25 protein-coding genes and 2 pseudogenes are annotated in these 22,843 nt (G+C 65.4%); 15 read left to right on the plus strand and 12 right to left on the minus strand.

From position 1 onward, the window contains the following. From ABLE86_RS22045 to ABLE86_RS22055, 3 genes and pseudogenes are all read left to right on the plus strand, one after another. A partial coding sequence (locus ABLE86_RS22045; RefSeq protein ID WP_348781179.1) for an integrase core domain-containing protein occupies window positions 1-167 on the plus strand: 167 nt, incomplete at its 5' end. Beyond that, a pseudogene (locus ABLE86_RS22050) lies at window positions 164-442 on the plus strand (transposase); the annotation flags it as partial. The gene ABLE86_RS22045 and the pseudogene ABLE86_RS22050, both read left to right, overlap by 4 nt. Window positions 443-953: 511 nt before the next feature. After that, a pseudogene (locus ABLE86_RS22055) lies at window positions 954-1,256 on the plus strand (ATP-binding cassette domain-containing protein); the annotation flags it as partial. A 403-nt stretch (window positions 1,257-1,659) separates the two neighbouring features. On the opposite strand, the gene ABLE86_RS22060 reads toward ABLE86_RS22055, so the two are convergent. Together ABLE86_RS22060 and ABLE86_RS22065 are read right to left on the minus strand one after the other, a co-directional pair. Next, window positions 1,660-2,352: an SMC-Scp complex subunit ScpB gene (locus ABLE86_RS22060; RefSeq protein ID WP_348781142.1), complete on the minus strand. Its 693-nt coding sequence runs from the start codon at window positions 2,350-2,352 to the stop codon at window positions 1,660-1,662. 2 nt (window positions 2,353-2,354) lie between these two features. Further along, window positions 2,355-3,308 (minus strand): DUF1403 family protein, encoded by a 954-nt coding sequence (locus ABLE86_RS22065; RefSeq protein WP_348781143.1) that lies wholly within the window; start codon window positions 3,306-3,308, stop codon window positions 2,355-2,357. 263 nt (window positions 3,309-3,571) lie between these two features. Between ABLE86_RS22065 and ABLE86_RS22070 the strand changes: the two genes are divergently transcribed. From ABLE86_RS22070 to ABLE86_RS22080, 3 genes are read left to right on the plus strand one after another with little or no spacing between them, the layout of a single operon-like run. Continuing rightward, window positions 3,572-3,826, plus strand: a complete 255-nt coding sequence (locus ABLE86_RS22070) for a type II toxin-antitoxin system VapB family antitoxin (RefSeq protein ID WP_348781144.1) — start codon at window positions 3,572-3,574, stop codon at window positions 3,824-3,826. Next, on the plus strand, window positions 3,826-4,230 hold the full coding sequence (locus ABLE86_RS22075) for a type II toxin-antitoxin system VapC family toxin (RefSeq protein ID WP_348781145.1): 405 nt from the start codon (window positions 3,826-3,828) through the stop codon (window positions 4,228-4,230). Before ABLE86_RS22070 ends, ABLE86_RS22075 begins: the two co-directional genes overlap by 1 nt. Next, complete coding sequence (locus ABLE86_RS22080) at window positions 4,220-5,365, plus strand: site-specific integrase (RefSeq protein ID WP_348781146.1); 1,146 nt, start codon at window positions 4,220-4,222, stop codon at window positions 5,363-5,365. The genes ABLE86_RS22075 and ABLE86_RS22080 overlap by 11 nt, the downstream gene beginning before the upstream one ends. Before the next feature lie 33 nt (window positions 5,366-5,398). Here the strand turns inward: ABLE86_RS22080 and ABLE86_RS22085 are convergent, their stop codons facing one another. Both ABLE86_RS22085 and ABLE86_RS22090 read right to left on the minus strand, forming a co-directional pair. Continuing rightward, the gene (locus ABLE86_RS22085; RefSeq protein WP_348781147.1) at window positions 5,399-5,920 is read right to left on the minus strand and encodes an RES family NAD+ phosphorylase; all 522 of its coding nucleotides are present in this window, start codon (window positions 5,918-5,920) and stop codon (window positions 5,399-5,401) included. Further along, window positions 5,917-6,306 carry an MbcA/ParS/Xre antitoxin family protein gene (locus ABLE86_RS22090; protein ID WP_348781180.1) on the minus strand — a complete coding sequence of 130 codons (390 nt, stop codon included), beginning with the start codon at window positions 6,304-6,306 and terminating at the stop codon, window positions 5,917-5,919. The genes ABLE86_RS22085 and ABLE86_RS22090 overlap by 4 nt, the downstream gene beginning before the upstream one ends. A gap of 149 nt (window positions 6,307-6,455) precedes the next feature. On the opposite strand from ABLE86_RS22090, the gene ABLE86_RS22095 reads away from it, so the two are divergent. Next, window positions 6,456-6,713, plus strand: coding sequence for a type II toxin-antitoxin system CcdA family antitoxin (locus tag ABLE86_RS22095; RefSeq protein ID WP_348781148.1), 258 nt, complete (start codon window positions 6,456-6,458; stop codon window positions 6,711-6,713). A gap of 62 nt (window positions 6,714-6,775) precedes the next feature. Here ABLE86_RS22095 and repC read toward each other — a convergent pair whose 3' ends face one another. From repC to ctaD, 4 genes are all read right to left on the minus strand, one after another. Then, on the minus strand, window positions 6,776-8,134 hold the full coding sequence (repC, locus tag ABLE86_RS22100; RefSeq protein WP_348781149.1) for a plasmid replication protein RepC: 1,359 nt from the start codon (window positions 8,132-8,134) through the stop codon (window positions 6,776-6,778). Window positions 8,135-8,386: 252 nt separating this feature from the next. Then, window positions 8,387-9,427 carry a plasmid partitioning protein RepB gene (gene repB, locus ABLE86_RS22105; protein ID WP_348781150.1) on the minus strand — a complete coding sequence of 347 codons (1,041 nt, stop codon included), beginning with the start codon at window positions 9,425-9,427 and terminating at the stop codon, window positions 8,387-8,389. Between the two features lie 10 nt (window positions 9,428-9,437). Next, window positions 9,438-10,673 carry a plasmid partitioning protein RepA gene (gene repA, locus ABLE86_RS22110; protein WP_348781151.1) on the minus strand — a complete coding sequence of 412 codons (1,236 nt, stop codon included), beginning with the start codon at window positions 10,671-10,673 and terminating at the stop codon, window positions 9,438-9,440. Between the two features lie 429 nt (window positions 10,674-11,102). Beyond that, a complete protein-coding gene (gene ctaD, locus ABLE86_RS22115; protein WP_348781181.1) occupies window positions 11,103-12,698 on the minus strand; it encodes a cytochrome c oxidase subunit I in 1,596 nt (531 codons plus the stop codon). 437 nt (window positions 12,699-13,135) lie between these two features. Between ctaD and ABLE86_RS22120 the strand changes: the two genes are divergently transcribed. Next, a complete protein-coding gene (locus ABLE86_RS22120) occupies window positions 13,136-14,026 on the plus strand; it encodes a LysR family transcriptional regulator (RefSeq protein ID WP_348781152.1) in 891 nt (296 codons plus the stop codon). Between the two features lie 16 nt (window positions 14,027-14,042). On the opposite strand, the gene ABLE86_RS22125 is transcribed toward ABLE86_RS22120, so the two are convergent. From ABLE86_RS22125 to pcaQ, 4 genes are all read right to left on the minus strand, one after another. Continuing rightward, on the minus strand, window positions 14,043-14,387 hold the full coding sequence (locus ABLE86_RS22125; RefSeq protein WP_348781153.1) for a DUF190 domain-containing protein: 345 nt from the start codon (window positions 14,385-14,387) through the stop codon (window positions 14,043-14,045). A gap of 2 nt (window positions 14,388-14,389) precedes the next feature. Further along, window positions 14,390-14,884: a fluoride efflux transporter CrcB gene (gene crcB / locus ABLE86_RS22130; RefSeq protein ID WP_348781154.1), complete on the minus strand. Its 495-nt coding sequence runs from the start codon at window positions 14,882-14,884 to the stop codon at window positions 14,390-14,392. Then, the gene (gene crcB, locus ABLE86_RS22135; protein ID WP_348781155.1) at window positions 14,884-15,285 is read right to left on the minus strand and encodes a fluoride efflux transporter CrcB; all 402 of its coding nucleotides are present in this window, start codon (window positions 15,283-15,285) and stop codon (window positions 14,884-14,886) included. The genes crcB (ABLE86_RS22130) and crcB (ABLE86_RS22135) overlap by 1 nt, the downstream gene beginning before the upstream one ends. A gap of 165 nt (window positions 15,286-15,450) precedes the next feature. Continuing rightward, window positions 15,451-16,368: a pca operon transcription factor PcaQ gene (pcaQ, locus tag ABLE86_RS22140; protein WP_348781156.1), complete on the minus strand. Its 918-nt coding sequence runs from the start codon at window positions 16,366-16,368 to the stop codon at window positions 15,451-15,453. A gap of 94 nt (window positions 16,369-16,462) precedes the next feature. Here pcaQ and pcaD point away from each other — a divergent pair, with 94 nt between their 5' ends. The 7 genes from pcaD (at window position 16,463) to ABLE86_RS22175 (ending at window position 22,819) form a co-directional block, all read left to right on the plus strand. Further along, window positions 16,463-17,275: a 3-oxoadipate enol-lactonase gene (gene pcaD, locus ABLE86_RS22145; RefSeq protein WP_348781157.1), complete on the plus strand. Its 813-nt coding sequence runs from the start codon at window positions 16,463-16,465 to the stop codon at window positions 17,273-17,275. Beyond that, window positions 17,268-17,684 carry a 4-carboxymuconolactone decarboxylase gene (pcaC, locus tag ABLE86_RS22150; RefSeq protein ID WP_348781158.1) on the plus strand — a complete coding sequence of 139 codons (417 nt, stop codon included), beginning with the start codon at window positions 17,268-17,270 and terminating at the stop codon, window positions 17,682-17,684. Before pcaD ends, pcaC begins: the two co-directional genes overlap by 8 nt. Continuing rightward, window positions 17,674-18,429 (plus strand): protocatechuate 3,4-dioxygenase subunit beta, encoded by a 756-nt coding sequence (gene pcaH, locus ABLE86_RS22155; RefSeq protein WP_348781159.1) that lies wholly within the window; start codon window positions 17,674-17,676, stop codon window positions 18,427-18,429. The genes pcaC and pcaH overlap by 11 nt, the downstream gene beginning before the upstream one ends. Next, window positions 18,429-19,046, plus strand: coding sequence for a protocatechuate 3,4-dioxygenase subunit alpha (pcaG, locus tag ABLE86_RS22160; RefSeq protein ID WP_348781160.1), 618 nt, complete (start codon window positions 18,429-18,431; stop codon window positions 19,044-19,046). The genes pcaH and pcaG overlap by 1 nt, the downstream gene beginning before the upstream one ends. 6 nt (window positions 19,047-19,052) lie before the next feature. Then, entirely contained in the window at window positions 19,053-20,105 is a 1,053-nt protein-coding gene (locus ABLE86_RS22165) for a 3-carboxy-cis,cis-muconate cycloisomerase (protein WP_348781161.1), read from the plus strand. 224 nt (window positions 20,106-20,329) lie between these two features. Continuing rightward, window positions 20,330-21,499, plus strand: coding sequence for a 4-hydroxybenzoate 3-monooxygenase (gene pobA / locus ABLE86_RS22170; protein WP_348781162.1), 1,170 nt, complete (start codon window positions 20,330-20,332; stop codon window positions 21,497-21,499). 147 nt (window positions 21,500-21,646) lie between these two features. Beyond that, window positions 21,647-22,819: an ABC transporter substrate-binding protein gene (locus ABLE86_RS22175; protein WP_348781163.1), complete on the plus strand. Its 1,173-nt coding sequence runs from the start codon at window positions 21,647-21,649 to the stop codon at window positions 22,817-22,819. The last annotated feature ends 24 nt before the right edge of the window (window positions 22,820-22,843 follow it).

The raw sequence follows: 22,843 nt of genomic DNA on the forward strand, positions 1-22,843 counted from the left end.
CCTCGCTGGCGCAGGCCCGCACGGCGCTGAGCATCTGGCGCACGGACTACAACGGTGCGCGCCCGCACTCGAAGCTCGGCTGGCAGACGCCCGACGAGTTCGCACTGACCTTCCACACGCGCCCGACAGGGCAAAGCCAACGCCGGAACGAACTCAAAACTGGATAAAACCTGGGGGCAACGTCATCGGCTCACACAAGTCGGCGCCCATTCGACAAGTGATCCGAGAGGCCGGCGCGAGGCTCTGGTTCCTCCCGCCATACTCACCCGATCTCAATCCGATCGAGCAGGCCTTCGCCAAGATCAAGCACTGGATGCGCCATGCCTAGAAGAGAACCATCGAGGAGACATGGCGGCACGTCGGCCACCTCGTATCCTCGATCGAACCGGCCGAATGCAGCAACTACTTCGAAAACGCCGGATACGTTTCCGTCAAAACCTGAAGGGCTCTAGTGCAGGCAATTGACTGAACCTGTCAGGTAGCAACGGCTCCTGTCAGGTGATTTGTCCCATAGCGATCCCGACCAGGATCTCGTGGAGCGCCTCGCTCCGGGCATGTCCGCGTGGACACCAAGGCCCAGGTCGAACCGACGGAAGGTGCCGCCACGGGCGCTGTATCGCCACTAGCTAGTAAGATACTAACGCAGGACGTAAGAGACTCGATTTTCTAGGTCATGGTAGCAATAGTCGGGCTTGCGACATTGCCGCAATATCGACCCGACCTTCATGATTCTAGGAAGGCTCGGCACCGCCAATGTGCGGCCCCCCGGCTGTTCCATTGGAATTCGTGACAGGCTGCCACGTCGCCGTAGCCCCGCCTCATTGCAGATCGCCTGCACCACGACTGCTAAACGATCCGTTCACCAGCGCTCTCCCAGCCCAAATGTCACAGCAGGTAATATTCCCGACATAGACTATCGATCCGGCACGGTCCGGTAAGGTCACCTTCGAGGGGCAGCCCTCGACCGCCGGTTGACTATCGCCACCCAGATCGCCGAACCGCGGGAGATCCACGATCTCCTGCCCAGGGCCGAACGCGCTGCCCCCGTCGAGGCATTGATGAGCGACGTCGGTTTGCGCCCCGATCAGGCCGGCCGCTATCCGCACGAGCTCTCCGGCGGCCAGCGCCGGCGCGCCGCCAGCGCCCGGGCACTGGCCTCCCGCCCGAAACTACTCGTCTGCAACGAACTTGTCTCGACGCTTGATGTCTCCATCCAGGCGCAGGTGGTCAACGTGCTGCGCGACATGCGGGACAGGGTGAAAGGATGAGGTGGTTTGCGGTTCATGCCTTGCAAGGCTCAGCCTTGATGGCTGCCTCGTATCGCCAAAAAACTCTCGCCCGCCTGGTCAATAAGCGTTTGGCCAGCGAGACGCGGAGATCATCTTGATTGCGGCACGCGCCAAATCGAGCATTGCTGGATGCGGCTGGGTCGCCTATAATCCTGATCCGTCCATCGCCGAGCAGTTCGCGATGCTCACGGCACAGAACACAACCGCAACCTGCCGTTCCTCAACGCGCATCCAAGTTTGCGACGTTGGGCGCCGGACCACGGCGATTCTCTCCCGGGCGACCAGCAGGAACGGGCCGCCGCCTTGGCGGAGAGGTGGCGGCGGCTAGAGAGCGGTGCGTCAAGAGCGCGCGCGAGCCTCCTTAACGAGGCTATGCGGTGTCCTCCAATAGCTCCACCGTACCCGCAAACGGTTGAGGCGCTCTTTCCTTCTGGCTCAGCAACCCCGCATCCTCCAGCGCCTCGACATCCGGCAGGTCACGCAGCGTCTCCAGGCCGAACGCCGAGAGGAACTGCTTCGTCGTGACATAGGTGTAGGGCGCGCCCGGCGTCGGGCTTCTTGGCCCTGAGGCGATGAAGCCGGCGCTGCGCAGCGCGCCGATGGTGTCGCGGGAGACCTCCCTGCCGAAGATCGTCGACAGCTCGCCGCGGGTGACCGGCTGGAAGCAGGCAATGGCCATCAGCACCATCGCCTCGAACTCCGACAGCGCGGCGGCGGCCGAGCGGGTGGGCGCGGACGCGACGCGGATCGCGTCGCAAAAGCGGGGGCGGGTGCGATGCTGCCAGCCGCCGGCGACCGAAACCAGCTCATAGGGCCGGTCGCGCAGCTCTTCCCGGAGATCCTCGATCAAAAGGTCGATGCTGCAGTGGCTGCCGACCACGCGGACCAGTGTCTCGCGGCTGACCGGCTCGGCGGCGGCGAAAATCACCGCCTCGGCGCGCAGCATCCATTCGCGCCAGCGCAGCTCCGGCGGCAGGTCCTCCAGCTCGCGGTCGAACAATACGCCGTCTTCGGACTTTGCCTGGTCGCTGCGTACCGCCTGGGCTGAGTTGGGTCCGGCCATCGTCACAACCCGTAAATCCGGAACGACGCGCGGCCCGAAAGCTCCCGCACCGCGCCGAACCCTTCCAGCCGCTCGAACAGCCGCGTCGCGGCCCAGCGCGACAGGTTCAGCCCCGGCGCGGCGGCCGGCACGGCATCCTCGTCGAGCAGTTTTGCGATGACGGCGGCCGCCCCCCTGGTGCGCAGCTTCGGCGCCACCGCGAGAAGTTTTTCCGCACGCCGGGCGATGTCGCTGGCGGACCGCAGCGCCGCGCCTGCACCCTCGACCAGCGCCAGGCAGACGGCGCGGCCAAAGCCGGGCTCGCCCGGGCGGACACGCCCCCGGCCCCCGGGCGTGCGGAAGGCCGCGCCATAGCGTTCGGCCAGCAACAGCGGCACGGGACGCCCCCAGTTCAGCTGCGCAGCGATCAGACAATCCGCCAGCGCCCAGGCCAGAACCTCCGCGTCCGGCCGCGCGCCGCAGACCGCCGCCACCAGGTCGGCGGCGGCGAAGGGGACCGCGCGGCCCGCCTGCAGCGCGGCGTCGGCGTGGTCGACCGCGGCGGCCAGCCGCTCGTCCCAGGCGAGGCCCAACAGATCGGCCAGCTCGGCGACGCCTTGCGACGAAACGCCGGGCTTTCGCGTCGACAGGCTTTTGAAGGCCCAAAACACCCTTCCGGCCGGACCCGGATCGTCGCCGGCCGCAGTCAGGGCCACGGCATCGCGCAAGCCCGCCTCGTCCTCGCCCCGGCCGAGCAGCCGGACGGCGCTTGTGGCGCATTGCAGCGCCTGGCGGGCGCGCCAGCAGCCGGCCCAGACGGGTTCGGCGCGGACGAGATCATCGAGCGATTTCAGGGCGATGCCGGCAGCGAAGGCGGCGTCGGCCTCGCCGGCCGCGCGGCCGCGCGCCAGCGCCCAGTTGGGAAGAGGGGCGGCCGGTGCGGCGGTCGAAGCGGGCGTGAGGCGAGCCGAATCCATGCCGGCCAGCCTAGCCGCGCCGTGCGGTTTTCGCCAGCCTGTCCGCTCCAAAACGCACAGCTTGTCTTTGCCTCCTGATGACCGATAATGTTGCATTATCCTTCGTTATGTTAATTCACGCATTGTCGTCGAGCGAACGCCCGAAAACCCCATACCGCGACGCTCCGCTCGGTCACAGAGAACGCCCCGACTGGCGTGCAATTCGACGTCCGGCGTGCTATGTAGGTAGAATGTAGACATTTAGGTAGAATGGAACTTCCCCGATGGCACTAAGCATCAAGGACCCCGAGACCGAACGCCTCGCCCGCAGCCTTGCGGAACGGACCGGTGAGACGATCACCGTCGCCACCCGCCGCGCGCTCGAGGAACGGCTGCGTCGGCTCGGCTCCGACGCGCGCAAGGCCGCGCTGCTCGAAGATCTGGCCGCCAGCCGCCGGCGCTGGGGCAGCATGCCTGTCCTCGACACGCGCAGCGCCGACGACATACTTGGCTATGACGACAACGGGTTGCCAGGCTGATGGTCATCGACACATCCGCGATCGTCGCGATTGCCCAAAACGAGCCCGAAGCGCCGACCTTCGAACGCCTGATCGCCGACGATCCGGTGCGTCTGATCTCGGCCGCGACCGTGCTGGAGGCAGCCATGGTACTGGAGACGCGCTTTGGCGAACCCGGTGGGGTCGAACTCGATCTGTGGCTGGCAAGGGCGAACGTCGACATTGTCGCGGTCGAGGTCGAGCACGCCGATCAGGCGCGTCGCGCCTGGCGCCGCTATGGCAAGGGCCGTCATCCGGCGGGCCTGAACTATGGCGACTGCTTCTCCTACGCGCTTGCCAAGCTGACCGATGAACCCCTGCTGTTCAAGGGCAACGATTTCGCCCAGACCGACATCCCCGCGGCGGTGCCTGCCAATGCGCATTGAAGAGTCTGATATCCCCGCTCCGAGCAACGCGGAAGACGACCTTTCCGACCTCATCGGCGTCGTGATGGAAATGGGGCAGCCGTCAGCTGAACTGGAGAATATCCCCTCCCCTGCCCTGCCGGTCGCCGGGGAACCGGCCCGCCTGCCCGGCCATCTCGAGGATCTCGCTGCCCGCGCGCGCACTTATGTCGAGGCCGCAAGCTCGGCCAACACACGTCGCGCCTATGCGTCCGACTGGAAGCATTTTTCGAGCTGGTGCCGCAGGCAAGGTCTTGCCGTGCTGCCGCCGGACCCTCAGGTCGTCGGCCTCTATGTCACCGCCTGCGCTTCGGGCACGGCAACCGCAGACAAGAAAGCGAACGCGGTGGCCACCATCGAGCGGCGCCTGTCTTCGCTCTGCTGGAACTACGCCCAGCGCGGCCAGCCGCTCGACCGCCGGGACCGGCACATCGCCACCGTGCTCGCCGGCATCCGCAACACCCACGCCGCGCCGCCACGCCAGAAGGAAGCGATCCTGCCCGAGGACCTGATCGCCATGCTGGAGACGCTGCCCCGGGCGACCTTGCGCGGCCTGCGCGACCGCGCCATGCTGCTGCTCGGCTTTGCCGGCGCCTTGCGCCGCTCCGAAATCGTCGGGCTCGACGTCGGCCGCGACCAGACCGAGGACGGCCGCGGCTGGATCGAGGTCTTTCCCGGCAAGGGCCTGCTCATCACGCTGCGCGGCAAGACCGGCTGGCGCGAGGTCGAGATCGGCCGTGGCTCTGCCGATGCCACCTGCCCGGTCGCCGCTCTCGAAACCTGGCTGAAGTTCGCCCGCATCGCGCACGGGCCGCTGTTTCGCCGCGTCACCGGCCGGGGCAGGACGGTCGGCGCGCACCGCCTCAACGACCAGGAGGTGGCGCGGCTGATCAAGAAGACCGCGCTGGCCGCCGGCGTGCGTGGCGACCTGACCGAGGGCGAGCGGGCGCAGAAGTTTGCCGGCCATTCGCTGCGCGCCGGCCTGGCTTCATCGGCCGAGGTCGACGAGCGTTACGTGCAAAAGCAGCTCGGCCACGCCAGCGCCGAAATGACCCGCAAATACCAGCGCCGCCGCGACCGCTTCCGGGTCAATCTCACCAAGGCCAGCGGGCTGTAGGCGGCAAGCCGCTGGTCCGCTTGCCGGACGAAATCACGACTGCCAGGAAAGCTGGTCTTTCGGCAACCGGCCGCTGGGGTCGAACACGCTCACCTTATGCGGCAGGTCCGGCCCCCAGTCCCACAGCACCAGGTTTCGATCGTCCGGCTCGGCCCCCGGTGCGAAACTCGGAACCAGGATGCCGGCAATCCCTTCGGCCCGCAGACGGTCGTGGATCGCCCACGACGCCGGGCGGCTTCCCTCGCTGAGCGCCATCGCCCAGGCGCAGGCCATGTCCTCCTGCGCGATCGAAAACTCTCCCCTGCCCTGCTCCGTCGTCAGATCCGCGATGTCTTCGCAGTCGATCTCATAGGAGCACAGCACGCAAGGATCGATGCGGTGCGCGAAGCCCTGATTGGCTTCCTTCACCGCCGTCATCACCGAAAGCCCCAGATAGAGCGCTGGCACCCCCTTGGGGTTGAAGCGGGCGCCGCGGATGGCAGCCCCATCGCCGGAGGTCGGCCTGAATGCCCAACGCGGATCATGTGCCCTGTAGCAGGTGCCGACGAACCTCACGCAAAGCCGCCGAGGGCCATGTGGTCGAGATAGTCGCGAACGGCGGCCGCCTTGCCTTCCTTAACCAGCGATTCCGCCGTGCGCCCACCAAACGCCGGCAGAGGTTGCGCGCGGTACCAGGCCATTGCCTGTTCCTTGCCGCCGGCCCACTCGGTTACGCGGCTGATGATCTCGAGCAGTTCGCGCAGGCGGCCCTGCGTCCTGGCGGAGCGGCTGCGTTCGGCGCGATAGACCGTTTCGCGTGCCAGACCGGCCGTTTCGGCAAGCTGGCCCTTGGACATGCCAAAACCGTCGGCAACCTGGCCGACCGCGATCTTGCCGTTGCGGTCCATGTAGGACCAGACCAGGGGTTCAGCCCGGGTGGATACCTTCATCGCGTGGCCCATTTTCATCACCCTGTCATATCAGATGCCGCATTCCCTGTGCATAAGCTATGACGGCGGCTTGCCGCAATCAAGTCCGGGAACATCCCACCGCGCCCGTCTGATGCTGTGCAAGCACCAAAAGCACCGCGTCGTTTTGGATGCACAGGGACATGAGCATAACATACCGGACAAAGGAGACCGCTGTGCCGACCAAGCGTGCCGCCAACCTGTCCATCGACGCTTCTCTGTTGCACGAAGCCAAGACGCTCGACATCAACATTTCGCGCGCGGCCGAAGAGGGCATTGCCAAGGCAGTGGCGAACGCCAAGGCTGAGCGCTGGCGCGCCGAAAACAGGGAGGCTCTGCAAAGCTCCAACGCCTTCGTCGAAACCAATGGCCTGTCGCTGGAGCGCTTCCGCCAATCCTGATGACCGCGCCAACCCTCGGGGGGTTACTCGATGTCCAGGCCGCCCTACCTCGCAGCACTTCATCAACCAGCCCCCTCCCCTGCCCTCGCCGCTTGCCCGCGGCCCGCGGCAGACAGCGCATTCAGCACCGGCCCGACCGAATAGCGGCCGCTTTCGGCACGCTCGGTCAGCGCGCGCAGATAGCCGCCCGGCGACCGGATTTCGGATGAGCGTTCGAGGATGGCCGCAACCGTCACTGCCGCGTTCAGATCGCCCATGGCGCGGCGGGCGCGCGTCCAGGCATCCGGCGACACGCCAAGCATCGAACGCACCAGCCCCGCCGTCTGCACCAGGTCGCGCCAGTCGCCGATGCCCTTGCGGGCATAGAGCGCAATTTGCGGGCAGGCCGCCAGCACCGTTTCCAGCGGCGCCGGTACTGACTTCGTCTCAAGTTCGGGCGGCGGGGGCGTGTCGTCGTCCCGGGTGTCGCGCGCCGCCTTCAGCCGCCGCCTTATCCCGGCAATCCTGTCGGCCTGATGGGCCGGCCCGCCTTCGCCAACCATCACGGTCTTGCCGCGCCGATTTTCGTTCAGCTCTTTTTCGGAGCTAGATTCAAATTGGAGGTCTGTATTTGAATTCTGAATATGGCGCTCGGAAATGGAGTCATTGGCGCTCATTTCTTCGTTTGTAAGACTGTCGAGGTAGGCCAGTTCGACCTCTGCCCGCAGCCGCGACAGCGCATCCCGGCGCTTCGAAAGGTCCTCCGGCGCGGCATTGCGGGCCACGCGCCCGGACAGTTCCGCGAGACGATCGGCGAAGCTGTCCCAGTCCCCCGCCCTCTCCTCGCTGAGGCCGGCGTCGATGGTCTTGGAAACGTCGCGCAGGTGGATGGTGATCTCGCTGCGCAGCGCCTGCAGCGCCCGCGCCTGCGCCCGTGCCGCAGCAGCGTGCGCCTCGATCTCGGCCGCGCGCAGGGCAAACGGTGCCAGGTCGAAGCCGAAGGCGCTTTCGATCTCGCCGCCCTCGCCGCGGCGGGCATAGCGCTTGCCGTTGGGGCTGTCGCGGCGGATGATCATCTGAGCGTCGACCAGCGCCGCCAGATGCCGCCGCAAGGTTGCCGGCGCCATACCGCGCGTGCGCATCGACAGCTCGGCATTGGAAGGAAACACGATCAGCGGCGCGCGCCCATCCATCTCGGCCGCCTGGTGGAAGCTCAACAGCGCCTCCAGCACGGCAATTGTGCGGTCGGACAGCCCGTAGACCACCCTCGCTTCGGTCAGAGACCGCAGAAGCTGCCATTTGTCGGCCGTCGCCGTCGCCTCGCCCTCATCCGCTTCGGCCAGCAGTTTCTGGCGCGCACGCGCCACTTTCTCCTGCGCTGCGAACATGGCGTGCGAAAGCGACCGACCGCCAAACGGCGTCGTTGCAAAACGCTCAATCATCACTTCAACCTCGATTCGAGGCAAGCAAAGCCGTGCCGGAACGTGCCCAACCCTTGACAAGACAGGTCGGAAGTGATTCTCTCACAATTGCTACATTGATGAGGGCTTCCGGAATGGTGACGTTTCGGGGGCCTTTTTCTTGCCGGTTTCCTTTCTTTCCAGCTCTTTCCGTTACTCTGGCTACGCACTGACACCGTCCGTCAGGCGAACCACCGACCCATTATCGCGGTGATTCGCCGGGCGGGGATAAACTCATTCGCGCCGCTTCTCCTCGAACCGCTGCAGCAGCGCCGGCAGTTCCTCGCCGAGAAACTCGGCAAAGCCGTCCGGCGCGGCCGTCAGTTCCAGCCGCGGCGTTTTCGTCAAATTGGCGAGCCGGGCGAAGACGCGCCCCTGCCCGTCGCGGATCTCGGTCGCCGGTTCGGCCTTGGGCTTGCGCGCGAGGCGGTTGAACAGCAGCGTGAAACGGGCGTCGCTGTCGGCGGCGCGAAAACGCTCGCGCGTCACCTCGTCGGCCGCCTTAACCTGGGCGGCGTCGCTTTTCAGAAGCTCGGCCAGTTCCATCCAGCGCGCCCGGCCAGCCTTCGGCGCGGGGCCGATCGCCTGCGCGATCTGGAAGGGCAAGGCCTCGGCCACCTGCAGGAAGCGGGTCATGTCGGCCTTGTGCAGCGACAGCGCCTCCTGCACCACGCCGCGCTCGAAGCCGTGCTTGATCAGCGCATGCGCAAAAAGCGCCCGTTCGATGAAGGAGAGGTTGCGGCGCTCGGAGTTCTCCTTGCCCTGCGCCAGCACCAGCTCGGCGTCGCTGAGATTGCGCACGATGCTGCGCACCGGCTTGCCGAGCCGGAGCACCGCACGCAGGCGGCGATGGCCGTAGGCGGCCTGGAAGCGGCCCGGCTTTTCCGGATGCGGGCGCACCAGCACCGGCACCTGCTGGCCGCTTGTCTTGATGCTTTCGACCAGGGCTTCGAACTCCGGGTCGTGGGTCTCCTCGAAACTCAGCCGGTCGCCGACGAACGACGCCTCGACCAGGGCCGGATCGATCTCGACGATCCGCTCGCCAGCCTCGAGGCTCTCCTTCAGCCGGCGCGCATCCTCAAGCTCGCGCGACAGGCCGCCAAGCGAAAGCCCCATCGCCTTCACCGCGCCGGAAGCGGTGCGCGGCTTCTCCGGCGTTCCCGGCTGTGAGGGTGCAACCGCAGCAGGCTTCTGCTCCGGGCGCGGAGCCGGCGCGGCCGGCTGCTCCATTCCGAAGAGCGCTTTCAGCTGGTCCTTACGGTTCAGTCCCGACATGCCCGCCTCCTCAACCTCTGTTCCAGGCTTTGAGGATAAGGCCCTCGATCTCGGAGTTGACAGCTGTCAACGATTCCATCGCACGGTCATAGGTCGTGCGTGTAAAGCTTTCGCGCGACACCTCGTAGAGCGTCTGCTTGGTCAGCCCAGCGTCGGAAAATGCGGTCGACTTCACCAGCGGCGCGGTCAGCACCCGCGCGCCGAACAGTGAGCGCAGGAAACCGGCGATCTGCGCCTGCGGCCCGTCATTGGGCTCGTAACGGGTGATCAGATAACGCATGAAGTCGAAATTGAGCTCGCCGCCGGCCTCGCGCACCACCGCCAGAAGATCGGCGGTCATGAACAGGAACTGGCTCATGGAGGCGACGTCGAGCATCTGCGGATGCACCGTCACCAGCACCGAGGTGGAGGCGCACAGCGCCGACAGGGTCAGGAAGCCGAGCTGCGGCGGGCAGTCGATGATGACGACGTCATAGTCTTCCGCCACCGTGGCGAAGGCCGCCTGCACGCGGGCGAAAAACAGCGGCTGGCCGTCGTCGGCGCCGTTCTGGCGCGCCGACAGCATGTGCGGCGTGGTGTGCTCGAACTCCTGCAGCTCGAGATTGCCGGGCACCAGGTCGAGCCCGTCGAAATAGGTCTGGCGGATGATGTCGCGCAGCGGCCGCCGGCTGTCGTCATAGCGGATCGCGCCGTAGAGCGTGTCGTTGCCGTTGAGATCGAGTTCCGGCTGATAGCCGAACAGCGCGGACATCGAAGCCTGCGGGTCGAGGTCGACGGCCAGAACGCGGAAGCCCGACAGCGCCAGGTGCTGGGCAAGATGCGCGCTGGTGGTGGTCTTGCCCGAGCCGCCCTTGAAGTTGGTCACCGCGATCACCTGCAGGTGCTCGCCGAGCATTTCGCTGCGGTAAGGCAGATAGCTGCGCGCCTTGGCGCCCCCCTGGTCCGCCAGGTGCCGGCGCAGCGCATTGATGTCGGCCAGCGTATAAAGCCGGCGCCCGCCAACGCCGACCTCCGGCTGGGGCCCCTCCCCCGCAATCGAGAGCTGGCGCAGATAGCCGTCGGAAACGCCGATCAGCTTGGCCGCCTCGCCGCTGGTGAACTTGCGCAGCACCTTGCGCGTGTCGGGCTGGAACAGCCGGCTGCGCATCGCCTGAAGCTGGGCCGACAGCATGTCCGCGTCGGCCGCGATGGCGCGGTCGGTCGGCACCGCAGCGCCGTCGACATGTCCCCAGTCCTGTTCTCTCATTATTGCGTCGGCAACCATTTCAAACCCTGCTTATCCGGCCGTCATCGTCAGGAACGCAGCGCTCAATCCCCCCGATCCGCGCCGAAAGGCGAGAACAGTGCAGATCATGCGCCGATTCGGGCCGGCAGGTCGAATCTCGCCTACGCCGAGCGGATTTTTTACGTGAATTTCCCGCAGTAACGACCCGAAAGTCGTGTTACGCCTGAATCGTCGAATTACGTCCCAATTCCGTAACAAGGGTGCAGGGAGGGGCGAGTCGCGTCAAGCACTTTATAGTTAACGGAAATTAACCATTCTGGCAGCGCCGACGGGAGCGGGTTTTTGTCGCTCACAGCCGTTCGCTAGCGCGCGCGACCTGCGTTGACAGCTGTCAACGGAGGGCATGTTCGCACGTCGCGCCAGCTCGCTTCAAGCGTTCCTCGCGTGCCGTCAGCGAATGATCGGCAGCTTGTTGAACTGGTGGAACGGCGGCGGCGACGACAGCGTCCACTCGAGCGTCGTGGCTCCCGGCCCCCACGGGTTGGCACCGGCTACGCGCTTCTTGGCGAAGGCATCCGCAACCACGACCAGGAACACCAGCAGCCCCACGGCTGAAATGTAGGAGCCCACCGAAGAGACCAGGTTCCAGCCGTGAAAGGCGTCGGGATAGTCGGCCACCCGGCGCGGCATGCCTGCGAGCCCGAGGAAATGATGCGGAAAGAAGACCAGGTTGACGCCTATGAAGGTGATCCAGAAATGCAGATCGCCAAGCCTCTCATTGTACATGTAGCCCGTCATCTTCGGGAACCAGTAGTAGAAGCCGGCGAAGATGCCGAAGGCAGCACCCAGCGACAGCACATAGTGGAAGTGGGCAACCACGTAGTAGGTGTCGTGCAGCATGCGGTCGAGCCCCGGATTGGCCACCACCACGCCGGTGACGCCGCCGATGGTGAAGAGCAGGACGAAACCCATCGCCCACAGCATCGGCGTCCTGAACTGGATGGTGCCGCCCCACATGGTGGCGATCCACGAAAACACCTTGATGCCGGTCGGCACGGCAATCACCATCGAGGCGAAGGCGAAATAGCGCTGGGTTTCCACCGACAGCCCAACGATGAACATGTGATGCGCCCAGACCACGAAGCCGATCACGCCGATGGCCACCATGGCGTAGGCCATGCCCAGATAGCCGAAGATGGGCTTCCTGGAGAAAGTGGAGATCACATGGCTGACGATGCCGAAGGCCGGCAGAATCATGATGTAGACTTCCGGGTGGCCGAAGAACCAGAACAGGTGCTGGAACAGGATCGGATCTCCCCCGCCTTCCGGCGCGAAGAACGTGGTGCTGAAATTGCGGTCGGTGAGCACCATGGTGATCGCCCCGGCCAGCACCGGCAGGGCCAGCAGCAGCAGAAACGCGGTCACCAGCATGGACCAGGCAAACAGCGGCATCTTGTGCATGGTCATGCCCGGCGCCCGCATGTTGAGCACGGTGGTGATGAAATTGATCGCCCCGAGTATGGAAGACGCACCCGCAATGTGCAGCGACAGGATGACCGCGTCGACGGCCGGCCCGGGCTGCCCGATCACCGAATAGGGCGGATACATCGTCCACCCGCCGCCGTGCCCGTGCGACCCCGGCGGCCCGGGCAGGAACAACGAGATGATGAACAGCAGAAACGATGCGGCCAGCAGCCAGAACGACAAATTGTTCATGCGCGGAAACGCCATGTCGGGCGCGCCGATCATCAGCGGCAGCATCCAGTTGCCGAAGCCGCCGATCAACGCCGGCATGAGGACGAAGAAGATCATGACGATGCCGTGGGAACTCACGACCACGTTGAAGGTCGTGGGATCTGAAAAGAACTGCAGCCCCGGGTCCTGCAACTCCATCCGGATGGCAAGCGAAAGGGCAGTGCCGAAAATGCCCGCGATCAGCGCGAAGATCAGATAGAGCGTCCCGATGTCCTTGTGGTTGGTTGAAAACAGCCAACGGATAAGCGGACGAGGGATGTGCTCGTCCGGACCTGCGGCCGACCGAGGCATACGGGCTGCATCAGACATTGCGCTACCCTCCTTGTGGCTGGGCAGGCCCTTATGTCGGCAACGGCTGGCGGCTAGCAGGCCGCCGCTGCGCGGGAATAGCGCCTGGCCAGGCTCCTCCATGGTTGCGAAGATCGTTTGGTTCGCCGCGATTGTGCGGCCGATGGCGCTTCCGTAATTGCGGCGCCGCGGATTTGATCGTGGATTTGTCGGGGCTGTTTGCAGGGAGCGGCGGCCAGGGATGCCGGGGCAGGGGCTTGCGCTGCCCGGACGAAGCAAGGTGCACTGGCGTGGCGGCGCTTCTCACGCACGACATCGGATCTCCGCACTCCCGCACCCCCGAAAAGGTGCGCCCGCAAGGAAAAGAAGGCAAGCGGAATTAACTGTTGTGTCGATGCAATAATTTTGCACTCTTAGCCGGGTCAGCCTGCGAGGTCTTGATGGACATCGACCGTGCCCGCACATTTCTCGAAATAGTGCATTCCGGCAGCTTCCTGAAGGCGGCCGAACGGCTCAACGTCACGCAAACGACCGTGAGCGCCCGCATACGAACGCTCGAAGACGAATTGGGGCGGCAATTGTTCGTGCGCAACCGCAATGGCGCCCGCCTGACCCCGGCCGGCCGCGAGTTCGAGCGCTATGCGCAATCCTTCGTGCAGATCTGGGAGCGGGCGCGCCAGCAACTGGCCGTTCCGCAGGGCAGGACCAGCGTGGTCGCGCTCGGCGGCGAATTGAGCCTGTGGAACCCGCTGCTGCTCGACTGGTTGGTCTGGATGAAATCGGCCGAGCCCAAAATCGCCATCCATGCCCATGTCGGCGTTCCGGACCAGCTGCTGGACCAGCTCAGAACCGGCGTTCTGGACATTGCGGTTCTCTACGCGCCCAAGCTGATGCAAGGCTTCAAGGTAACTCTTCTGCTTGAGGAACAGCTCGTGCTGGTGCGCGGCACGAAGCCGGGCGCGGCGGGGCAGGGGGAAGACGAATATGTCTATGTCGACTGGGGGCCGCTGTTCGCCGCCCAGCACGACGCCAATTCCGCCACCTTCGGCGAGCCCGGCCTGCTGGTGGGCCTGGGGCCGCTCGGCTTGAGCTACATATTGCGCGCGGGCGGCATGGGCTATTTCCGCAAAGGTGTGGTTGCTCCTCTGGTTCAGGCCGGCGAACTGGAATATGTCGCGGGCGCGCCCGAATTCACCTATCCGGCCTATGCCGTCTATCCGGAGGATGGCGAAGCCCGAACCGATGTTGGCGCAGCCCTCGACGCGCTGCGAAAGGTCGTGGCGGAAGGCAGGCGGGAGACAACTGTCAACACCGTGCTCCCGATCGGCTGAACAGCGCTCGCAGTCTTCAGGCGCCGGGCGGCGCTCCGTAGTGCAGCACCTGCACCTTTTCCAGCGTCACCAGCCCGCTGGTCATCATCGTGTCCAGCACGGGCAGGAAGCCGCTGATCTTGTCCTCGCTGTCGACGATCTCGACCACCAGCGGCAGATCCTCCGACAGGCGCAGGATCTTGGTGGTGTGCAGCCGGCTGGAATGCCCATAGCCGAGCCCGCCGCGCAGCACCGTGGCGCCGGCAAGATGCATCTGGCGCGCCTTGAGCACGATTGCCTCGTAGAGCGGGCGGCCCTCCTCGTCGCGGTCGTCTTCCCCGATGAATATGCGCAGAAGCTGCGCCTGTCCCGGTGTCTGCATGTTCAGGATCCTCCCAGACGATTGAGACGCGCGGCGAGCGCGTGGCCGAGCCATACCGCCACGAGCCATGCCGCGACCGAAACCACCACGTTCAGCCCGGCGGCCGGCCAGGCGCCGTTCTGCGCCAGGCGAAGCGTTTCCAGGCTGAAGGCGGAGAATGTGGTGAACCCGCCGCAGATGCCTGCCATCACGAACTGGCGCTGGTGCGTGCCGGAAAACAGCCGCCCGCCGGGGCCGGTCAGCGTGGCGTAGAAGCCGATGACGAAGGAGCCGGCGAGGTTGACGAAGAGCGTGCCCCACGGGAACGCAGCCCCCAGCCAGGCCAGCGCCGCCAGAGAGGCGAGTGCCCGCAGGACGCTGCCGATGACGGCCCCGGCGCAAACGGCGAGATAGAGAGAGATCGTTTCGCCCGCGAAGCGGGTGCGCACTATTTTTCCGGTCGTGCGCGCAGGCGGGAGCGCGAGGTCGTCGGCGGGAACCTTGTCCGGCCGGTTCATCACGCGTTCGCCCCGAGCATTGCCGCGCCCCCGGCATAGCCGAGCGCCACACCGGACAGGCACAGTGCAACCGAAAGCAGCACATTGCCGCCGGCCCGCAGCACCTGGCCGTCGCGGACGAGCGCAAGCGTCTGCAGGCTGAAGGAGGACACGGTGGTGTAGCTGCCGAGGAAGCCGACGACCGCAAACTGCCAGGCGTCGGGCAGGGGGAGGGCGCCCGCATCGGAAGCGGCAGCGACCAGGCCTATCGCGACGGCGCCGCTGACGTTGACCGTCATCGTGCCCCAGGGAAAGGTCTCGCCCACCCGCCGTCCCACCAGACCGGAGACGAGGAACCGCGCCGGGCCGCCAAGCGCGCTACCCAGCACCACCCATAGCAATCCCTGGAGAATGTCTTGCATGTCCCAAAGCCTCCGAGCACGCTCTCCCGAACCGGTGTGCGCGCGTCCCGATTGTTACCCGAATTCGCAGCCGCGGTCGGCAGGCTTTCTTCCGCAGTTGGCGTTTTTCCGGCGAGGAGGGTGGCGCCGCGTTGACAGCTGTCAACCGCCATCCACGGCTTCCGCTCAGGCGTGGCTGGCGGCTGCCTCGCGAATGGTCTTGAGCAGGATGGAGAAGGCAGGGGAGGGGGGCGTGTCGGTGCGCATGGTCAGCCCCACCGGGCCGCGCGTCTCGCCGGTGTCGACCGGCAGCGCGGCAAGCGTGCCGGCCTTGAGATCGTCCGCCACCACGCCGGCCGAAATGATCCACACCGCATCGCTCTGGCGCAGGAAAGCGCGGCCGAAGGAATCGGACACCGTCTCGATCTCGGTCGGGATCGCCGCCACCCCGTTGGTGATGAAGAGGCGTTCCACGAAGGGGCGGATGATGGAGCCGCGCGTGGGCATCAGCACCGGATAGTCGCCCAGCCGCTCGAACACGTCCTGGCCGCCCTTGAGCAGCGGATGCCCGGCCCGCACCACGAACAGCACCTGTTCGGAATAAAGGTGCTCGAAGAAGAAGCCGGTCATCTTCTCGGGCGCGGCGAGGCGGCCGACAACGAGGTCGAGTTCGCCGAGCCGCAGCTGCTCGAGAAGAACCGCATTCTCGCCGGTGACGATCTTGATGGTGGCGCCAGTGTCTTCCTTCAGGAACAGGCTCATCGCGCGCGGCATGATATGGGCGGAAACGGTGGGCAGAGTGCCGATGCGGATCGGCGGGCCGCCTTCGGCGCGGGCATTGGCGACCGAATCGATGCCCTGCCGCAGCGCCGTGATGGCCATGCCGGCGTGCTGCACGAAGATCTCACCCGAGCGCGTGATGCGGATGCCGCGCCCGTCGCGCTCCAGGACGGCGACGCCCAGCGCTTCTTCCAGCTCGCGTATGGTCTTGGTTACCGCCGGCTGGCTGACATTCAGGATGCCGGCGGCCTTGACCACGCTTTTCTGGCGGGCAACTTCAAGAAAGGTCTGGAGATGGCGGAAACGGACACGACTTTCAATCATGTCTTTCCATAACCTATCGGTTAAGAGAACGCCACAAAATATCATTTTACCGAACCAAATATCTAATCCACTCTCGCATTGAGGAGAAAATGCAGTGCAATTCATAGACATCGGCGGCGTCACGCTTCACTACCAGCTCATCGGCGGCCCCGCGGACAAGCCGGTTCTAGTCTTCATCAATTCCCTCGGCACAGACTTTCGCATCTGGCGCGACGTGATCGTCCATCTCGCCGGCGATTTTCCCATCGTGATCTACGACAAGCGCGGTCACGGCCTTTCCGATGTCGGCACGGCCCCTTATGCGATGGAGGACCATGTCGGCGATCTCGAAGGTCTGCTCGATCATCTCAATGTAAAGAGCGCCATCATTTGCGGCCTGTCGGTCGGCGGGCTGATCGCGCAGGGCCTCCATGCGCGGCGCCCCGATCTCGTTCGCGCGCTCATCCTGTGCGACACCGCCCACAAGATCGGCAATGCCGAGATGTGGAACGCACGCATCGCCACCATCGAGGCTGAGGGCATCGACCCGCTGGCCGATCCGGTGCTTGAGCGCTGGTTCACCCCCGCGTTCCGCGCCAATCGCAAGGTCGAGCTTGCCGGCTATCGCAACATGCTGGTGCGCCAGCCCGCCGCCGGCTATGCCGGCACCTGTGCGGCACTTCGCGATGCCGACTACACCGAAGCGGCCAGGCGCATTTCCGTGCCCACGCTGTGCGTGGTGGGCGACCAGGACGGCTCGACGCCGCCCGACGTCGTTCGCGGCACCGCCGATCTGATCGCAGGTTCCCGCTTCGAGATCATCGCCGATTGCGGGCACATTCCATGCGTCGAACAGCCCGAAGCGCTGCTGGCGCTGATCCGCACTTTCCTTGCTGACATTTCTTCCGGAGAGAAACACAATGGGTGAATTGGCTCAACCATCGAGCAGGTACCGAGAAGGGCTTGCCGTCAGGCGCTCGGTGCTGGGTGACGCCCATGTCGACCGGGCGGAGAAAGCATCGAGCGAATTCGACCGGCCGTTCCAGGAGCTCATTACCGAGAGCGCCTGGGGCACGGTGTGGTCGCGTCCCGGCTGGACCAAGCGCGAGCGCTCGATGGTGACGCTGGCGCTGCTGGCCGCTCTCGGCCACGACGAGGAGGTGGCCATGCATGTGCGCGCTACCGCCAACACGGGTGCCACGCGCGAGGACATTTGCGAAGCGTTCCTGCATGTGGCCATCTATGCCGGCGTGCCGGCGGCCAACCAGGCGATCAAGATTGCCAAGCAGGTCTTTGCCGAAATGGATGCAGGAAGCGAGAAACACGATGAGCGCTGATCCCCTGTCGAACCGCAAGCCCGAGACGGGCGCCTTCTTCCAGCGCGACCGTCTGTGGCATCCGCCGGCATACACGCCGACCTACAAGACCTCGGTGCTGCGCTCGCCGCAGAAGGCACTGCTGTCGCTCGACAACACGCTGTCGGAGATCACCGGCCCGGTTTTCGGCCACAACATGCTGGGCGAGCTGGACAACGACCTGATCCACAACTTCGCCAAGCCCGGCGAAAGCGCCATCGGCCCGCGCATCATCGTCTATGGCCGCGTGCTCGACGAGCGCGGCAAGGGCGTGCCCGGCGCGCTGCTGGAATTCTGGCAGGCCAATGCCGGCGGCCGCTATCGCCACAAGAAAGAGGGCTACATTGCCGCCCTCGACCCGAATTTCGGCGGCTGCGGCCGCACTATCACCGACGAGGACGGCGCTTACGCCTTCCGCACCATCCAGCCCGGGCCCTATCCGTGGCCGAACGGGGTCAATGACTGGCGCCCGGCGCACATCCACTTCTCGATCTTCGGCCACGGCTTCGCGCAGCGGCTGATCACCCAGATGTATTTCGAGGGCGACCCGATGATCTGGCAGTGCCCGATCGTCAAGACGATCAACGACCCGGCCGCCATCAACGGGCTGACGGCCGCCCTTGATCGCGAGGCGACGATCCCCATGGACGCGCGCGCCTACAAGTTCGACATCGTTTTGCGCGGGCGCCGCTCGTCGCTGTTCGAAAATCGCCTGGAGGGCAACTGATGGCGCAGTCTCTCGACCGTCTCAAGGAAAGCGCTTCGCAGACCGCGGGACCCTATGTCCATATCGGCCTGACGCCGAATTATTGCGGCATCACCGGCGTCTTCAAGGAAGACCTCGGCTCCACCATGGTCAACGACAGGACCAAGGGCGAGCGCATCTCCATCCGCGCCCGCGTGTTCGACGGCACCGGCACCCCGCTGAAAGATGCGCTGATCGAGATCTGGCAGGCGGATGCCGACGGGCTTTACAATTCGCCGTCCGAGATGCGCGGCGCGGCCGACCCGAATTTTTCCGGCTGGGGCCGCAAGGCCACCGACATGGACACGGGCGAGTGCGTCTTCGAGACCATCAAGCCCGGCCGCGTGCCGTTCAAGGATGGCCGCAGGCAGGCCCCGCACATCACGTTCTGGATCGTGGCGCGCGGCATCAATATCGGCCTGCACACCCGCATGTATTTTCCGGAAGAGGAACAGGCGAATGCCGAGGACCCGCTGCTCGCCCGCATCGAGCACCGGCTGCGCGTGCCGACGCTGATCGCTGAGCGCGCTGCCGACGGCTCATATGTGTTCGACATCCATCTCCAGGGGGAGAAGGAAACGGTCTTCTTCGACATCTGAGCCGCCATGTCCTTCTCGCCCTTCGATCATCCCATCCTGTCCGGCCTTCTCGGCGACGACGAGACTGCACGCCATTTTTCGGCGGCAGCCGAGATCGAAGCCATGCTCGCTTTCGAGCGGGCATTGGCCGAGGCGGAAGCGGGGGAGGGGGTGATAGAGGACGATGCAGCCGCGGCGATCGTTGCCGCGCTGGAAATGTTCAAGCCGGACATGGCCGGGCTGCGGGCAGGGGTAGGGCAGGACGGCGTGGTGGTGCCGGAACTGGTGCGCCAGATCCGCGCCGCGGTGGGCGCACCGCATGACAAAGCCGTGCATTTCGGCGCGACCAGCCAGGACGTGATCGATAGCGGCCTGATCTTGCGGCTGAAGCCGGCGATCGCGCATCTCGACACGACGCTGGGCGAAGTGATCGAAAGGCTTGCCGCCATCGAGGCGAGCTTCGGCAGCCGGCTCCTGATGGGCAAGACGCGCATGCAGGCCGCGATCCCGATCACGGTCGGCGACCGGGTGCGCGCCTGGCGCGAACCGCTGGCCCGGCATCGCAAGCGGCTGGATGAGCAGCGCGGCGAACTGCTGGTCGTGCAATTCGGCGGGGCGGCGGGCACGCTGGAAAAGCTGGGCGACAAGGCGCCTGCAGTGCGTGCGGCACTGGCAGCGAAGCTGGGGCTCGGCGACGCGCCGCAGTGGCACAGCCAGCGCGACAGGCTGGCCGAGTTTGCGAGCCTCTTATCGCTCGTCACGGGTAGCCTGGGAAAATTCGGGCAGGACGTGGCGCTGATGGCGCAGGGCGGCGGCGAGATCGAGCTGAAGGGTGGCGGCGGCTCCTCGGCCATGCCGCACAAGCAGAATCCGGTGGCCGCGGAAGTGCTGGTCGCACTCGCGCGGTTCAACGCCACGCAGCTTTCGGCGATGCACCACGCGCTAGTTCACGAACAGGAGCGCTCAGGCGCCGCCTGGACGCTGGAGTGGCTCGTGCTGCCGCAGATGGTGGCAGCCACGGCGGCCTCGCTGCGGCAGGCGCGGACTTTAGCCGGGCAGATCGAGGCGGTGGGGACCTAGGCTGTGATGGGGCGATAGGTTCGCTCCCTGTACCCCCACCCCCAACCCCTCCCCACAAGGGGGAGGGGAACGAAGTTGTCGCCGTTGCCGCCAGAAAGCGGTGAAGATTGAAGATTGGTAACGGGCGGCGGGTCAGCCGTTGCCCCTCCCCCTTGTGGGGAGGGGTTGGGGGTGGGGGTATTGCCCCTCGACCAGCCGGACGCAGCGAACAAAAAAGGAAAACTATGCGCACGCAGGTTGTCATCATCGGATCGGGTCCCTCTGGCCTGTTGCTCGGGCAGCTTCTGGCCAACAACGGCATCGACAACATCATTCTCGAGCGCGTCGACCGCGACTACGTGCTGGGCCGCGTGCGCGCCGGCGTTCTGGAGCAAGGCATGGTCGATCTGCTCGACGAGGCCGGGGCAGGGGCCCGCATGCATGCCGAGGGCCTGCCGCATGAAGGCATCTCGCTTGCCTTTGACAACCGCCTCCACCGCATCGATCTTCACGGCCTCACCGGCAAGCGTGTCATGGTCTATGGCCAGACCGAGGTGACGCACGACCTGATGGACAAGCGCGAGGCGGCCGGCCTGACGACGGTCTACGAAGCCAAGAACGTGCAGCCGCACGATTTCGACACCACTGCGCCCTACGTCACCTATGAAAAGGACGGCGTCACCCAACGCATCGATTGCGACTTCATCGCCGGCTGCGACGGCTTCCATGGCGTGAGCCGAAAGTCGGTGCCCCAGGATGCGATCCGCACCTATGAGCGCGCCTATCCGTTCGGCTGGCTTGGCATCCTTGCCGAAGTGCCGCCGGCGGACCACGAGCTGATCTATGCCAACCACCCTCGTGGCTTCGCGCTGTGCTCGATGCGTTCCGAGCACCGCAGCCGCTACTATGTGCAGTGCCCGCTCGACGACAAGATCGAGGACTGGAGTGACGAGCGCTTCTGGGACGAGCTGCGCCTGCGCCTGCCGAAGGAAGCGGCCGAAAAGGTCGTCACCGGCCCATCCTTCGAAAAGTCGATCGCGCCGCTGCGTTCCTTCGTGGCCGAGCCGATGCAGTTCGGGCGGCTCTCGCTGGTGGGCGACGCCGCCCACATCGTGCCGCCGACGGGCGCCAAGGGCCTCAACCTGGCAGCCAGCGACGTGCGCTACCTGTATTCGGGCCTGCGCGAATACTACCTCGACAAGTCATCCGCCGGCATGGAGGCCTATTCGGCCAAGGCGCTGTCGCGGGTGTGGAAGGCGGTGCGCTTCTCGTGGTGGATGACCACCATGCTGCATCGCTTCCCCGACACCGACGCCTTTGGCCAGCGCATCCAGGAAGCCGAACTCGACTATCTGGTCCACTCGCAGGCCGCTTCGGCCTCGCTTGCTGAAAACTATGTCGGCTTGCCCTATTAGGGGCGGGTCGGCTGCGGCTCATATAGCCGCCTGATTATGTAATGCTCATTTCTTTTCATTTTACATCACCGTTTTGAGCATGACACTGGCAGATGGTGAATTGGTTCAACCCGGCACGTGTAGCCGGGTGGTTATCGTGGAGGAAACATGAAGAAGATTCTCCTGGCCGCGGTTGCGGCCGTGGCGCTCTGCGGCTCGGCCTATGCCGACACGATCAAGGTCGGCGTGATCGGCCCCTTCTCGGGCCCGTTTGCCATCCAGGGCAAGAACTTCAAGGCCGGTATCGACGCCTATATGGCGCTCAATGGCAGCAAGGTCGGCGATGACGACATCGAGATCGTCTACCGCGATGTGCCGCAGGCAGACCCGGCCCAGTCCAAGGCGCTGGCGCAGGAACTGGTGGTCAAGGAACGCGTGCAGTATCTGGCCGGATTCTATTTCACGCCGGATGCCATGGCGGTCACCCCGCTGCTGAAGCAGGCCAATGTGCCGCTGGTGGTCATGAACGCCGCGACCTCGGCGATCGTCACCAAGAGCCCGCTGGTGGTGCGCACCTCCTTCACCACCTGGCAGACTTCCGCCCCGATGGCCAAGATCGCCAAGGAGCGCGGCGTCAACAAGGTCATCACCGTTGTCAGCGACTACGGCCCGGGCGTCGACGCCGAAACCGCGTTCAAGACCACCTTCACCGCCGAGGGCGGCGAGGTCGTGGACTCGATCCGCATGCCGCTGTCGACCAACGACTTCAGCCCGATCATGCAGCGCGTGAAGGATTCCGGTGCCGATGCGCTGTTTGCCTTCCTGCCCTCGGGCCCAACCACGCTGGGCTTCGTGAAGGCCTTTAACGACAACGGCCTGAAGAACTCCGGCATCAAGTTCCTGGCGCCGGGCGACCTCACGCAGGAATCCGACCTGCCGGCGCTGGGCGCATCGGCCGAAGGCCTGCTGACTACCTTCCACTATGCCGTGTCGCACGACTCGGCAGAGAACAAGAAGTTCGTCGAGGCCGCCGAGAAGGCCATCGGCAACCCAGCCGAACTGTCCTTCCCCTCGGTGGGTGCCTATGACGGCATGCATGTCATCTACAAGATGATCGAGGCGACCGGCGGCAAGCAGGACGCCCAGAAGGCCGTGGACGCCGTGAAGGGCATGGCATGGGAAAGCCCGCGCGGCCCCGTGTCGATCGACCCTGAAAGCCGCCACATGACGCAGAACATCTACCTGCGCGAAGTGGCCAAGGCCGAAGACGGCACCTACTACAACAAGGAAACCGCGACCTTCGAAAACCAGGGCGATCCCGGCCTGGCCGCCGCGAAGTAAGCGAACCTTTGACGAACCGACGCC

The sequence above is a fragment of the Mesorhizobium sp. KR2-14 genome (assembly GCF_040049255.1).
Classification (GTDB): Bacteria; Pseudomonadota; Alphaproteobacteria; order Rhizobiales; family Rhizobiaceae; genus Pseudaminobacter.

Coding starts and splice junctions, on each gene's coding strand:
- crcB (WP_348781154.1), bottom strand. CDS start 14,884: ATGAACCGGCCGGACAAGGTTCCCGCCGACGACCTCGCGCTCCCGCCT.
- ABLE86_RS22070 (WP_348781144.1), top strand. CDS start 3,572: ATGGCACTAAGCATCAAGGACCCCGAGACCGAACGCCTCGCCCGCAGC.
- ABLE86_RS22165 (WP_348781161.1), top strand. CDS start 19,053: ATGTCCTTCTCGCCCTTCGATCATCCCATCCTGTCCGGCCTTCTCGGC.
- ctaD (WP_348781181.1), bottom strand. CDS start 12,698: ATGCCTCGGTCGGCCGCAGGTCCGGACGAGCACATCCCTCGTCCGCTT.
- ABLE86_RS22175 (WP_348781163.1), top strand. CDS start 21,647: ATGAAGAAGATTCTCCTGGCCGCGGTTGCGGCCGTGGCGCTCTGCGGC.
- repB (WP_348781150.1), bottom strand. CDS start 9,427: ATGTCGGGACTGAACCGTAAGGACCAGCTGAAAGCGCTCTTCGGAATG.
- pobA (WP_348781162.1), top strand. CDS start 20,330: ATGCGCACGCAGGTTGTCATCATCGGATCGGGTCCCTCTGGCCTGTTG.
- repA (WP_348781151.1), bottom strand. CDS start 10,673: ATGAGAGAACAGGACTGGGGACATGTCGACGGCGCTGCGGTGCCGACC.
- ABLE86_RS22095 (WP_348781148.1), top strand. CDS start 6,456: ATGAGCATAACATACCGGACAAAGGAGACCGCTGTGCCGACCAAGCGT.
- ABLE86_RS22120 (WP_348781152.1), top strand. CDS start 13,136: ATGGACATCGACCGTGCCCGCACATTTCTCGAAATAGTGCATTCCGGC.
- ABLE86_RS22075 (WP_348781145.1), top strand. CDS start 3,826: ATGGTCATCGACACATCCGCGATCGTCGCGATTGCCCAAAACGAGCCC.
- ABLE86_RS22090 (WP_348781180.1), bottom strand. CDS start 6,306: ATGGGCCACGCGATGAAGGTATCCACCCGGGCTGAACCCCTGGTCTGG.
- pcaC (WP_348781158.1), top strand. CDS start 17,268: ATGGGTGAATTGGCTCAACCATCGAGCAGGTACCGAGAAGGGCTTGCC.
- pcaQ (WP_348781156.1), bottom strand. CDS start 16,368: ATGATTGAAAGTCGTGTCCGTTTCCGCCATCTCCAGACCTTTCTTGAA.
- pcaH (WP_348781159.1), top strand. CDS start 17,674: ATGAGCGCTGATCCCCTGTCGAACCGCAAGCCCGAGACGGGCGCCTTC.
- ABLE86_RS22060 (WP_348781142.1), bottom strand. CDS start 2,352: ATGGCCGGACCCAACTCAGCCCAGGCGGTACGCAGCGACCAGGCAAAG.
- repC (WP_348781149.1), bottom strand. CDS start 8,134: ATGATTGAGCGTTTTGCAACGACGCCGTTTGGCGGTCGGTCGCTTTCG.
- ABLE86_RS22080 (WP_348781146.1), top strand. CDS start 4,220: ATGCGCATTGAAGAGTCTGATATCCCCGCTCCGAGCAACGCGGAAGAC.
- ABLE86_RS22125 (WP_348781153.1), bottom strand. CDS start 14,387: ATGCAGACACCGGGACAGGCGCAGCTTCTGCGCATATTCATCGGGGAA.
- pcaG (WP_348781160.1), top strand. CDS start 18,429: ATGGCGCAGTCTCTCGACCGTCTCAAGGAAAGCGCTTCGCAGACCGCG.
- crcB (WP_348781155.1), bottom strand. CDS start 15,285: ATGCAAGACATTCTCCAGGGATTGCTATGGGTGGTGCTGGGTAGCGCG.
- ABLE86_RS22065 (WP_348781143.1), bottom strand. CDS start 3,308: ATGGATTCGGCTCGCCTCACGCCCGCTTCGACCGCCGCACCGGCCGCC.